The organism is Psychrobacter fulvigenes (assembly GCF_904846155.1).
GTDB classification, from domain to species: domain Bacteria; phylum Pseudomonadota; class Gammaproteobacteria; order Pseudomonadales; family Moraxellaceae; genus Psychrobacter; species Psychrobacter fulvigenes.
The window spans coordinates 1,760,369-1,773,394 of sequence record NZ_CAJGZP010000001.1 but is presented as its reverse complement, the minus strand read 5'-3'; the positions used below and the strand labels follow the sequence as shown (position 1 = coordinate 1,773,394).

9 protein-coding genes are annotated in these 13,026 nt (G+C 43.5%); 6 read left to right on the top strand and 3 right to left on the bottom strand.

Translation table 11 applies throughout. The features are described 5' to 3' along the window. Positions 1–7 precede the first annotated feature (7 nt). Positions 8–2,878 carry an alpha/beta fold hydrolase gene (locus tag JMX03_RS07545; protein WP_201595815.1) on the bottom strand — a complete coding sequence of 957 codons (2,871 nt, stop codon included), beginning with the start codon at positions 2,876–2,878 and terminating at the stop codon, positions 8–10. A 301-nt stretch (positions 2,879–3,179) separates the two neighbouring features. Here JMX03_RS07545 and JMX03_RS07540 point away from each other — a divergent pair, with 301 nt between their 5' ends. From JMX03_RS07540 to JMX03_RS07530, 3 genes are all read left to right on the top strand, one after another. Then, positions 3,180–5,138 (top strand): hypothetical protein, encoded by a 1,959-nt coding sequence (locus JMX03_RS07540; protein ID WP_201595812.1) that lies wholly within the window; start codon positions 3,180–3,182, stop codon positions 5,136–5,138. Positions 5,139–5,212: 74 nt separating this feature from the next. Further along, positions 5,213–7,036: a hypothetical protein gene (locus JMX03_RS07535; RefSeq protein WP_201595809.1), complete on the top strand. Its 1,824-nt coding sequence runs from the start codon at positions 5,213–5,215 to the stop codon at positions 7,034–7,036. A gap of 186 nt (positions 7,037–7,222) precedes the next feature. Next, the gene (locus JMX03_RS07530) at positions 7,223–8,170 is read left to right on the top strand and encodes an IS256 family transposase, variant Zn-binding type (RefSeq protein ID WP_455233742.1); all 948 of its coding nucleotides are present in this window, start codon (positions 7,223–7,225) and stop codon (positions 8,168–8,170) included. 103 nt (positions 8,171–8,273) lie between these two features. On the opposite strand, the gene JMX03_RS07525 is transcribed toward JMX03_RS07530, so the two are convergent. Continuing rightward, positions 8,274–8,855 carry a Spy/CpxP family protein refolding chaperone gene (locus JMX03_RS07525; protein WP_201595806.1) on the bottom strand — a complete coding sequence of 194 codons (582 nt, stop codon included), beginning with the start codon at positions 8,853–8,855 and terminating at the stop codon, positions 8,274–8,276. Between the two features lie 273 nt (positions 8,856–9,128). Here JMX03_RS07525 and JMX03_RS07520 point away from each other — a divergent pair, with 273 nt between their 5' ends. Genes JMX03_RS07520 through JMX03_RS14965 form a run of 3 tightly spaced genes read left to right on the top strand, consistent with a single transcriptional unit; the run spans position 9,129 to position 11,355 of the window. Continuing rightward, on the top strand, positions 9,129–9,824 hold the full coding sequence (locus tag JMX03_RS07520) for a response regulator transcription factor (protein ID WP_201595803.1): 696 nt from the start codon (positions 9,129–9,131) through the stop codon (positions 9,822–9,824). Between the two features lie 14 nt (positions 9,825–9,838). Continuing rightward, positions 9,839–10,447 (top strand): hypothetical protein, encoded by a 609-nt coding sequence (locus JMX03_RS14970; protein ID WP_227695437.1) that lies wholly within the window; start codon positions 9,839–9,841, stop codon positions 10,445–10,447. Between the two features lie 20 nt (positions 10,448–10,467). Further along, positions 10,468–11,355: a sensor histidine kinase gene (locus JMX03_RS14965; RefSeq protein WP_227695435.1), complete on the top strand. Its 888-nt coding sequence runs from the start codon at positions 10,468–10,470 to the stop codon at positions 11,353–11,355. 216 nt (positions 11,356–11,571) lie between these two features. Here the strand turns inward: JMX03_RS14965 and JMX03_RS07510 are convergent, their stop codons facing one another. Beyond that, complete coding sequence (locus JMX03_RS07510) at positions 11,572–12,762, bottom strand: acyl-CoA dehydrogenase family protein (protein ID WP_201595800.1); 1,191 nt, start codon at positions 12,760–12,762, stop codon at positions 11,572–11,574. Positions 12,763–13,026 lie beyond the last annotated feature (264 nt).

The following is a 13,026-nucleotide window of genomic DNA, read 5'->3' as shown; positions in this document are numbered from 1 at the left end:
CTTTTTATCAATTGGCTTTAATAGCGAGGGAGACGGTAAAAATACCGAAGCGGTCAATGCGCATGTCTAGCTTTTTAAAGCCTGCTTGCATGACCAGTTGATCCATCTCTGCTTGTGAGCGACAGCGCATCACCCAGCTGCTGCCACGATGGTTATTGAGGGTTTTACTGATGAATTCTTGTTCAGGATGCCAAGGCTGGTTGGTATAAAGCAAATAACCTCCCGATGCCAAACTGTCGTTTATACCCTTTAATGCAGTACTCACTAAAGCATTATCTGAGAATAACTCAAAAATACCAGAGGCAATGGCGATATCAAAGCTGTTGTTTTCGATGCTATTGTTTTCAACGCTATTTTTTGAATCGCTATTTTTTGAATCGCTATTTTTTAAATAATTGTCACGATAACTATCTGCGTCAAAAGCATCTTTCTTCACAGCGATAACGCGCTCATCAAAGCCAAGTCTTTGCGCCTTGTCTCTGAGCACTTGCACATTATGCGCATCATAATCTCTCAGCTCGGCGCTTAATTGCTCAAACTCAGCAAGCAAGTCAAACACGTAATAACCATTACCACTGGCGATATCTAGCACTCGTATAGGCTTTGCAGCAAGTTTTGCGGTTGCTGGCTGCTGATGCTTTTTATTCTCCTTATTATGAATAGCCATGCGCGTCAGCTCTAATATATGCTGACGGCGAATACGAATCCCTTGCCAGCCAATGTTGCTCTGATAAAACTTATCAACGGCTTTACCAAAGGCGTTTTTACCTTTAGGCGTGTTGGCATAAACCTTGTCTAAAGAGCTGCCAGAGTCAAATCCGTGTTCAAGCCCAGTAGCAATAGCATCGCTGACGTGACCGAATTTTTGCATGGCAAAACGAGTCAGGGCAAAGCTTGGATTGAATGGCTTGATCGCTAGGCGGTCGACTTTATCTTTACTGGCGCTACCCATATGCGCATGGGTTAAGTCTTGCGTCGTAACAGGCTGTGCAAATAGACTGTCTGCAAAGTCGATACAATCCGTAAAAACATCCGCTTTATTGGTCTCATGAAAAATGGCGTGAAAACTGTCAGGATACAGCTGCCAACGTTTATTCTGCGAGCTCAGCTGCTCATAAAAGGTGCGCTCAGCTTGCTTGTCCACGATGTAGTCTTTACCTGCGCACAGTATAAAGGTAGGTGTGGTGATAACGCTGGCATCATCTAACAGCCTTTGACCGGTGGCATGGGTATCTATCAATAAGTCGCTAGAGATAGAACCTGATATCAATGGATCGGCATTGTAGGCGGCCTGTGCTTCTTTATCATGGGTGAGCACTTGGGCTTTGACATAGCTTGAGACGCGTGACATAAGGCCAAACTTGCGGGCAACCTTCAATGCAGGTATTGCCAAGGGTATATATAGGCGAATACTCAGTGCTGGCGTGCCCAGTATCATACCGCGGATGGTTGGCGCATAGTCGTGTACCCAAGCAGCGGCTAATACTGCGCCGATGCTGCTAGCGACTATCAATGTATCTTCAATAGCGATACCCGTCTGCATGATGACTAAGTTCACAAAATCATTGAGGTCACGCTCAAGCTCGGTGACACTATCGGCGTGGTCTTTTATACCGCCAGAGCGTCCATTGCCGCGCGCATCCCAAGCAAATACTTGATAGCCTGCTTGCACAAAGCGTTCAGCCAGCTCAGTTAAGCGCCCTGAATGCTCATGACCACGGTGCAACAAGATGACTTGTCGCTTTTTATTTGGCTTGGCGTGGTCTGCAATATCTGCCAGTGGCAGGGTCAACCAATAACGATAATAAATCGCTGTGCCATCATAAGCATTAAAGCAGCTTTGCTCAGCGATGATAGGCATGGCTTTACCATTAGCCGAAGTTTTAGAGGTGGTACTAGCGTTTGATTTGGTTATGTTCGTATTTTTATAAGCATTTGATTTGGTGTTGGATGGTTGCATATTGATACGTCCTTGTAAGCCATGCGGTTGCAAAGCAGATGCAGTGGTGTTTTTATGAGTGTTGTTGATATTAATAGGCATACGAGATTTTATATCAGGCTTGGTGTTAGATGTTGGTATTGTTATTAGGCTGTCAATAATGAAGGAGTTTTGATTGGTAGCCGGTTTTAGAGCTGGTGCAGGATGCCATTGTGCAAAATAATGGCTAGCAATAAAAGTTAAGCGATTGGCAGTAGTTTTTAATAGTAGTAGCCCATTGAGCCACAATAATGGGCGTATGGCGCACATATAGCTGCTATTTGAATAACGCTGCGTAATGCCAGAGCCTATAAATGCCCCGATAATACCCAATTCTAATGCTCGGTCACTTTTACCCAAAGGTCCGTGATTCGCGCGTTGTTTTGTCGTGATATTGGCGGCAATGGCTATCAGTTCAGTAAGCGTACTTAGAGCAATAATGAGTCCTAGGTGATGGCTGCCATGGCGACTTTGTGTAGGCAGATGTGGCGCTAAGCCAGCGATGAGAAGGCCATCTGAAGCGATATCACCCACTTCATTGAGTACAGCACCAAGACGAGAGGCTTGCTTGTGCTCGCGTGCCATCATGCCGTCTATGGCATTTAACGCCATGCGTACAAACAAAGAAATAGGTAATAGCCACCAAACTTGATGGCTGTTATGTTTCTGGCTTTTATATATGGATGGTTTTGCAGAGTTTGACTCTTTTAAATCCTTATCTGTTGCGTTATTAACAGTATTTGATTGTGTATCAAGCGTCGCAATGACATAAGCCGTACTAGCACTTAGTACGATGGCACTAATGGTGACTTGATTAGCAGTCACACCCATATCTACCAATTGGTCACTGATAGGGCGCAGCTTATCTTGAAATTGAGTCTTTAATTGATAGACGGACATGGCGAATAATTTAGCTCAGATAATGATTATAAAGGCAATATGAATCTTATCATACCTTAATTAAAGCAGAATTTTAATTAGAGGCTACTTATTACTCACTCATTTGTAATGTTTTGTGTTATAAATAATAACCATATCTTATCTACAAATGTCCATCCGTCTAAACAATGGGATCTTTATGCCATCACACCACGTTAGCAACCATGATCAAAAGTACAGCGCTCATTCAGTATCTAATCGCTTATCTATAAATGATACAAACCATAGGCATAAATGGCCATCTTTAGTAGGGTGCGCGCTGTTGCTAGGTAGTGCAACTATGGTGCTAGCAGGCTGTCAATCAAGCCCGACTGTGTCGCAGTCTGCTGGCGTGTCAGGATCCTTAATTGATTTTAATAGCGCAAATACTACGCAAAACCAAGCACAGGGTCGAGCGTTTAACGCAAGCTTAAATGCGAAGTCCGAACATTACGCGCAGTTATTTGACCAAAGCCAATATCCCAATACTGAAAATCAAGCCAAATTGCGCCTGCTGACCGCTATTCGTCAGCACTTAGCCACAGAGCATGTGGCAGTGGCACAAGCCAATTATCAAGCGGTGCCTTTTATTCATCCAGACAGTATCGATGCGGGCTCTAGCAGTTTACTCAGAACGATTATTGAAACCTATGCTTATAAAAAGGCAGCCTCAGACGACTATGATTCGGAATATGACTCGGACTATGAAGGCTATGATGAATACGGCGAGTATGATGCTGTAGAAGAAGCCGCAGCAGAAGCAGAGGAAGCTTATGACTATGACGCTTATGTTGATGCCGCGGATGAAGTGGTCGTCGTAGAAGAGGAAGCATACGAATCGGCTGCTATAGAATACGATGAATATGGCTATGATGAGGACGGTTTCGATCAGAATGGCTATGATAGAGACGGCTATGACTGGTACGGCTATGACGAAGAAGGTTATGATCCTGATGGCTACGATGAGTATGGTTATGATCGGTATGGAGATAGCCTAGAAGATGATTGTAGTCGTGATGCAGATAATAGTTTGCTCTCAAAAATGTCAGGCCTACAGCCCAGAAAACTGTTAAAAAACTACGAAGCCATGCAAACGGCTAAGCAGCAAAAAGAGACTGCTAGCGCAGAAAATGAGTTTCCACCTTCATCATCAGCAGGCATGGTTGGTCAACTACTTAGCATGATCCATCGCACTCCAGAACAGGTAGCGGCGTCGAATGCCTATCAGTATCAAAATTTGACTTTTAACAGTGTCAGCCAATACAAGCCTCAGCAAAAGCAACTACAAAGTGTCTATAGCTATGACTATGTCACACCGACGATTAGCTCATCGGTGCAGATACCTTTGGCCTTTGATTTTGCTAACAGTAGCATCACTGTTGACCCTTCGGCAATCATGCCTATTGTGGCGCTTGCCAACCCTGATAATACACCACTGCCTGCGCAGATGACCTCGCATACCGTAAATTTTGGCTTACCTGAGAGCATTGCCTCGCAGCTACCATCAGCAGTGATCTATGATGCCGCCATTGCCGCCATACAGGATAGTATGGCCGAGTTGGCACCAGAGCACTTTAGCGCGGTAGACATACGCGGTGATCAATTTGCCAAGCAGGTAGGCGCTTCTAAAGCGGTAAAGGTATATTTTGGTAGCCAGCAAAGCGGTGAGATGATTGGCAAAGTGCTCAAATACATGACGCAATCTTTACAAGAGTATGTCGATGCCAATCCAGGGAAATATCCTGATGGTGCAAAACTTAAAACTGCGCTCGATAAGTTGCAGCTGTACAATAAAGGCTATCAAAGTGCCGATGTGGGCGCACTATTACAGCTCATCGAAGCCATTGCTCCTATCTCGTTTAACCAGATCAATTATTATTACTTGGACAGCTCAGATCGTCTCCTTGCCAAGCAGCAGCGCATGAACATCGGTGGGGATTTGATGGGCTCTACAACGACAGTCGTGAACCAAATACGCTACGATAAAGCCAGCTTTAATAAACATGCGTTAACCCCCTTATTAGCAGAGTCTTTTGGCGCGAATGCTGCGCCTGCTATCGATGGTAATGCTTGGATTGCAAAACAACGCCAACACAAAGAGAGACTGAGAGCGGCACGTTATGCGCGTTATGACTATGATTATAACGATGACAGCTACATGAGCGATTACGACACACCATATGATATTACCGATGCTGAGGATGATCTTGAGTATGACGTCGCTGAAGAAAATAAATTTTGATGCCGAAGCAGCAACCCCGGCATTGAATAACTCTATTTGTTCACATTCAAGATAATGATTTTTAAGGAATAAACATGAAAACTGACTCTCACTCTGTAACGTCACCTTGGCATTTTACGATTACAAAACATAAGGTTTTATTGATTGGTAGCGTTTTGTCTGGGGCTATATTAGCTACTGGCTGCCAATCGACCAGTCTGGGTCAAAGCAATACGATGGCTACAAACCAAACGCCAGCGGCTGCCAAAACGGCATTGGCAAATGCATTACAAAAACAGCGCCGCCAGTCTTTTAGCTACCATAGCAATCTTGAAGTCAGTAATGATCAGCAATTCACCGATGTGGATAGTCAGCAACTGGCCGTGTCAGATTATGTCGAAGCGCACTGTGAAGATACTCACGACAAGGCATACGCGGCATTATTAGAGCAAGCTGAAGCACAAGATAAGGAAGTATTAGCGACAGAGTATGATGCTCAGCGTAGCGCCATCAAACAGTCTTATCTAGCATGTTCAGACGCTTATCAAGCATGGGAAGACAATCAGTACAATAGTCGCTATAACGCTGACTATGATGACAGTTCTAATTACAATTACGGCTCTGATCATACGTCACAAAACAGCGATAATGCTAACGAAGCTAACGAAGATAGTAATCGTAAATTGCTGACTGCCATAGAGGAAGAATATGGAGGTGAAGGAGATAGTCTTGTTGAGACAAGAACCATTAAGAGTAACGCCAGTAATGACAATGTTGTCAAAGAAAAGACTGTTTCGCCATACTATCAGCAGCTATTTGATAATTATGACGACAAACCAACGCCGCAAGATATCAAAAAAGCTCAGCTGTTGGATGCTTATTTGCTAAAGCCACTGTCTATTAATGCGCAAGGGATTTATCAGCCAATGGCTGGCAAGGCTACCATGCTCGCCAGTGTGCAATATCAAGCACGTAATCATCAAAGCAGTATCAATCAGCCTATCTATATCGATTTTAAAAATGGCAATATTTATCTATGGGCAGATAACTTTGCTATGCTAAATTCAGAGCTGTTAGACGATAAGCTGGGTACTAAGTGGAGAAATAAGTGGCTAAAAATAGCCATGGATGATGGGACGCTGCCCAAAGGTTTTGGTGGCGAGGTGATAAAAGCCCATTTTGAAGCGTTAGATCGTACTTATGAGCGCGCCCCTGTTAGCCAGTTCAATTATGTAGCGCCTAACACCTTAGCCTCGCTTACTCCTAAAATGCCTCAGCATCAACTGCCAACAATGCTAGCAAGTACTCAAGTGATCAGCCGTGTCCAAAGTACAGAGGATTATGAGCAGTTTTATCAAGATTATATGCGCCTCTTTTACGATCGTATTACCAAGCAGTATCCTGAGCTGGTAAAGGACAATCAGATGTTTGAGCAGGCAGAAAATATCACTGATTCTGAAGATAGAGGATTTACCAGTAAGGCCATGGTACAACAGGCGCTAGCGTTGATAAAAAGCATGATTGATAACGGCAGTAGCCCGACAGATGTCATTCCAAAAGCTAGTCTAAGCGAGGACTTAGCCATACAAGAGCTGTACGGTCTCGATAAACGTGGGCAGATTAAATGGCAGCATATACGTAGCGAGTTTCCAAGCCAGACTCAGTCAGTACGCAACAAGTCAGATAAAGGTATCGTCATTGATATTCTGCAGCAGTATTCGCCTTTGCGCACGCAGGATATGGCATTCCCTAATTTAGCAGCCGATGTGCAGATTCCGAACGCGAGTAATAGTATTGACTTACGTGAGTATGGTAGCGAGCTTATCCAGTACTACCGTGATGGCAAGGGTACTGCGATGGGTAAGATGATGTTTAGTGTCATGCCGCTAGCAAAAGATCAGCTAGGGTCTATTGATTAGAAGCTCTGACTAAAGACTGCCTAAAGCGAGATAGAACAAACTAAATCAAACTGAATTATCATTGAAAGCAAGAAAAAGCGCACCGATTATTCGATGCGCTTTTTTATTAGCTGAGATCTAGATGAGCGATATAGGTGTAATGGACATTATTCATGCTGACACAGGGTCTAACGCTATATACTGTCTATATTTGCAAGGAATCAACGCTATGAATCAAAAAACTGCCCTTTTTGTAGTGATAAACACACTAAAAGGAATGGACGCAAACTAGGCAAACAACAGTACCAATGCCTATCTTGCAAACGGCAGTTTTTAGGGGGCACAAGACTCAATAACCAAATGCTTTGGACTGAATATACGCAAGGGAAACAGACGTATAAACAACTGGCTGACAAGTACCACTGTAGTCTTAAAACCATTCAAAGACGCTTAGACAAAGTGAGTATTGAGTACCAAATCAAACGACCTAAGCGTGCTAATATCATCATGGACACGACCTATTTTGGCCGTGGGTTTGGTCTCATGGTATTTATGGACAACGCTACTAGAATGGTTCTCCATTACGCTATAGTCAGTCATGAAACCAATAGTGCCTATAAGCAAGGGATTGATTACTTAAAGGTGCTAGGCATTGATATACAAAGCATCACCTGTGGTGGTAGACGAGGACTTAGAACGCTATTTACCAGTACTCCTTGTCAGATGTGCCAGTTTCATCAGATACAAATAGTGACTCGCTACCTGACTCGTCGCCCTAAGAATATCGCTAGCATTGAGCTTAGGCAGCTTACTTTGACCCTAACACAGCTTGATAAAGCCGCGTTCATAAAGTGCTTAGATCACTGGTACCTGACTTACGAAGCCTATCTCAGTGAACGTAGTACCAATGAGGATACGGGTAGAACTTGGTACACGCATAAGCGTCTTAGAAGTGCTTATCGTAGCCTGCGAACCAACAGTGATTGGTTGTTTACTTATCAAGAATATGAGCACTTAGATATACCAAATACAACCAATACGCTTGAAGGTTTATTTAGTAAGCTCAAGCGGCAATTACACAGTCATCATGGCTTAAATGAGCACCGTAAGTTACGGTTTATTAAAGACTTTTTACTCTCAAAGTCACGCAAATAGCATGAATTATGTCCATTAGCGACTACCTTCTACTTTTTAGCATGAATTTTGTCCATTACACCGCGATATATGTATCAATTTGACAGTTAACTGAGTGCTAGTCTTATTGATTTACGAACTTACCTTGACCTTTGTTAGATCCTTGGCGTCCTTTTGCTTGTCTTTCTGCTTTTAACGCTTCAAGCTTGGTGCGCTGCTCAGCCGTTAGAACTTCCATGATCGCACTATGATTTTGCATACGATTACCAGAGTTGCTTTGCCTGATGGTTTGTATTTTTGCCTGCTGCGCTGCTGTTAGATTCAGCTCTGATAGTGGGCTGTTCTTACCACCTTTTTGATTTGAGCCACGACGCCCTTCGGCTTGTCGTTGCGACTTTAATGTTTCAAGCTGCGCGCGCTGCTCGGCAGTTAATACTTCCATAACTGCGCTATGGTTTTGCATACGGTCGCCACGGTTGTTTTGTCTAATAGCAGCTATTTTTGTTTGCTGTTCTGCTGTCAGGTTGAGTTGTGACATTGGATTTTTCATGTCGCCTTTGTGCATGCCTTGTTTCATACCTGCTTTATAGTTTTTTTGCATGTTAGTGGTGGGTGACGTATCCGTCGTTGCCCCGACACTGGTACAAGCGCTTACGGCAAATACGCTAGAGAGTGCTAATGCTGAGCCCATTAATAATTTTTTCATAATAAATCCTTTGTTTGACTTGGTTAATGAATAGGTTTTTTCAAAATTTTAGTTTCGACAGGGCCATGAGTAAATCTGACCAGTACTACGCAAATATAGTATTTAACTTAAACGTAGCACCTGCTGCTGATAGAACCTATCTTACGACAGTTTAAAGGTTGCGAACATTTATGAAGTATTAAGAAAGGTAACGTTTGTGGCTCAGATAGCGCATTGATAGGTACTTGCCTGATATCATGGGTAATAACACTATTAACCTGTGAGGAGATGGGTATGGCAAGGATATTGCTAGGTGATGATGATGAAGAGTTGGCTCAGTTGTTACAAGAATATCTGCACAATCATGGCGTTCAATGCGACTGTGTCCATGATGGAGAGGCAGTCTTACAGCAGCTCAAAGCGGTGAGCAATGATGCTTCTGCCAGTTCAGCTTATGACTTATTGGTGCTCGATATCATGATGCCAAAAATTGATGGATTAAGTGTGCTACGGCAACTGCCGACCATCAGTGATATTCCAGTCATTATGCTGACGGCAAAGGGCGAGGAGATTGATCGGATTATCGGCTTAGAGCTTGGTGCGGATGATTATATTACCAAGCCTTGTAACCCACGCGAGCTGCTGGCACGCATCAATGCCGTTATCAAACGTACCAACGCTGTGCACTCAGAGCATACGCCACTACCAGATAGCCGCTTGCACCTTGATCAAACCCAGCGCCTCTGCCAGATAGATGGGATAGATTTACATGTCACCGGCACCGAGTTTGATTTGTTAGTGGCTTTATTAAGACAAAAAGGGGAGGTGGTGAGTAAGTCGTCGTTGTCAGAGAATGTCTTGCAGCGTGAGTTGCAGCCATTTGATCGCAGCCTTGACGTGCATGTCTCGCGCCTGCGCAAAAAACTACAACCTTTTCATGATGAGCCTATCAAAGCGATTCGTGGTAAAGGCTATCAGCTGGTACTGTAATGATGGACGCATCGATGAAAAAGCCACGTATGTTTAAAGGTCGTATGACGCTATTTTGGCGACTGTTTTTCAGCCTATTGTTGACGATAATATTTACTGCTATCTCATCGGTTTTAATCGAGCGTTGGCTCAATGAGAGGGCGCTAAATGCTCGAATGGAATTGCAGGTTGAGCAGTTATTAGCTAAACGTGAGTTACTAGTGGCCGCATTAGAAGTCGGTGAGATATCTCAGGTTAGACAGTTGTACCAGCACGACCGTCGTTTTATGCAGCAGATAAGCATATATGATGAACAAGGAGTGGTTCTTTTTCCCAGATATGGTCGCATGCAACAGCATAGACAAAGAATGCCATCGATACCTTCTGCAGCGACTAGACTACCTCAAACCCCGATTAGTCCTGAGGCTGTTATAAATAATAATGACATGGCAAATACGATTATTAATATCAATGATCGTCCTGAACTGGCGGATACCGTAGTGACGTTGCCAGATAGCACAAGCGTTATTTTACAAATACGTCCAAACCTACCATTTTCCGAAGTTGTCGCGCTGCAACGCGGTAACTTTATAGTGCGGCTCATCCTGATCATTTTATTCAGTACTTTGGTCAGCTTTTGCTGAGCCGTACGATGACTGGGCGTATGCGTAATGTGCAGCATACCGTGCGGCAATTGATCGATGGAAACTATCAGACCAATCCAAATCTATCCAAGCTTGGAGATGATGAGCTAGGGTTGCTTGCAAAAGATGTATCAACGCTGTCAACACGACTGGCGGATAGTGAGCTGGCACGTAAGCAGATGTTAAGTGATATCTCGCATGAGCTACGCTCGCCACTGGCTCGTCTCGACGTTGCGACTGAGCTGACTCGAGACTTTGCGCCGCATGCCAGTCGTTATTTAGATCGCATCGACAAAGAATCTGCGCGGATGAACGAGCTGATTGAACACATCATTCATATCCAATCCCTGCAAATGCAGCAATACACGATCGATAACTTAGAAAGCGAAGCGGTAGATCTTTCTGAGATCATTAGTAAAATTGGCAAAGACGTCTGCTTTGAGTTTCAACATAAGAATGTGCGTTGGCAATGGCAGACACCTGACGCTTCACTCTCTTCCCCAGGAGGCTCATCAACTACTGCTTTAGACACTTTTTGGACAGTGCAAGGCAATCAAGAGCAGTTGCATAGTGCGCTTGAGAACGTCATTCGCAATGCCTTTATGCATACGGCAGCTGACTCAAAAGTGGCGGTAGAGATGACAAAAGTACAAATGGATAATGACAGACCTGCTATTCAGGTTAGTGTAACAGATGAAGGCGGCGGGATAATGGATAAGGATTTAGAGCGTATTTTTCAGCCGTTTGTGCGACTTGATTCTGCGCGTCATCGCGAAACGGGTGGCTATGGGCTGGGGCTAGCAATCGTCCATGCGGTGGTCATGGCGCATAAGGGTCAGATCAGTGTCGATAATAGACGAGATGGTATAAAAGGGCTGGTGGTGAAGATGGTGTTGCCTGTTCATTAAGAATTATGAGTCAGAGTAGTGTCGCGACTGACTTGGACAACTGGCTAAGTCTATGATGCTACTTCGCCTGATCTCAAAACCCATAAGAAAGCCTAGGAAGATTCTTATAATATATCTATAAAAATCGTCCTAAGCTAATATCTTGACGTAGGGTAGGTCTCATAAGCATAGTAGGTGTAAGCTAGAAACAATAATGACACCTTAACTCAAAGGTTTTTAAGTTCTAAACATCGCAGCAGTTGGTTTCAATCCAACATAAGCCATACCTGCTTGGCTTAGCCAGTGTGGCTGAATAATGCCATGTTGTAGGATTGCATGAATATCTCTGTGTCTTTTTTCAATCTTGAAAATTTTGTATATAGAAGAGATACCCGCAACTGAATAAAGCTCAGAAGTCATCGCTCTTGCTTCTCTTGCCGCTTCACAAGAAGCGGCCCATATATCAGCCAGCTGCACGTCGCTGAAAGTACCGTCATCCTGTGCAACCTCCCACAGTGCTGTGACACTATTGTGCAACTGTAAGCGTCTAGAATCCAATAACGTTTTACTTTTTGCAATAGTCGCTTGCACGACAATACGGTCACGTATATCTGGGTTTTTTCCTGGGGTGACCTTCTCGAGACATATTTTAATTAAGTCATCCATGGTTGCTCTCAAAACACCTAAAGCCATTGCAGCGCAACCAGCAGCATTGATACAACCAATCGGTAAGCGACTATAGGCGTTATCAATGCCTACTGGATCACCAAAGTTTACCGCATACTCTTCCTTCACAAATGCTTCTTTTATGACTACATCATGACTTCCTGTGCCGTTTAATCCACCGACATTCCATGTATCAGCAATCTTGACATCTTCTTTTGGAATAAAAAACAGCTTTAAGTTCGCTCCAGGGCCAAGGTCGTCAAGAGTTACAGGGGCCTCAGGTGAGCTGATTAAACATCGTAAAACAAACCAGTCAGCAAGCTCGCATCCAGATACAATAGTCCATTGACCTGATACGCTGTAGCCTCCAGGAACAATGGTAGCGACTCCTTCAGGACGCGCTGAATTTGAGTACGCATGAGAGGGGTTGCCATAGACCTCTTTCATACTATCCTCGTCTAGATATCTGCCAAGCGTACAAGACATGTGATTATTCCAAACCACCCAAGCGACTGAAGCATCAGCGCTTGCCAATATCTCATAGACTTTTAAGGTCTCTACAGGGTTGTCTTCCCAGCCGCCTAACGATTTTGGTAATCCCATTCTAAATAACTTTAGATCTATGAGTCCTTCCACAACCGCTGAAGCAATTTTTCTAGTACTTTCTGTTTCACCTCTATACAAATCTGCTAATCCGTAAATCTCTTTTGCTGAATCAAAGGGTAGGCTGTCTTTGACTTTTACTGAAGATATGTAACTCATTTTTTTTACCTTATTTTGCTTAATGTAAGTAATAACTTTGGTTTGTTTTTAGCTTTTACTTTGTCATTACACACATGAATAGATTAATAAGCACATCAATAAATAGTAGACAACTGAAGTTTGGTTTAAAGTGTTGTTTTTTAAATGTGCATTGTAATGATGTTACACTATTGTAGTGTTGCTGTTATTTGATTGCAATATGGGACTATTACTACCTGAAGAGAGGTGTCTATTGATGAATGAACGGTCATAGATAGCTAGATA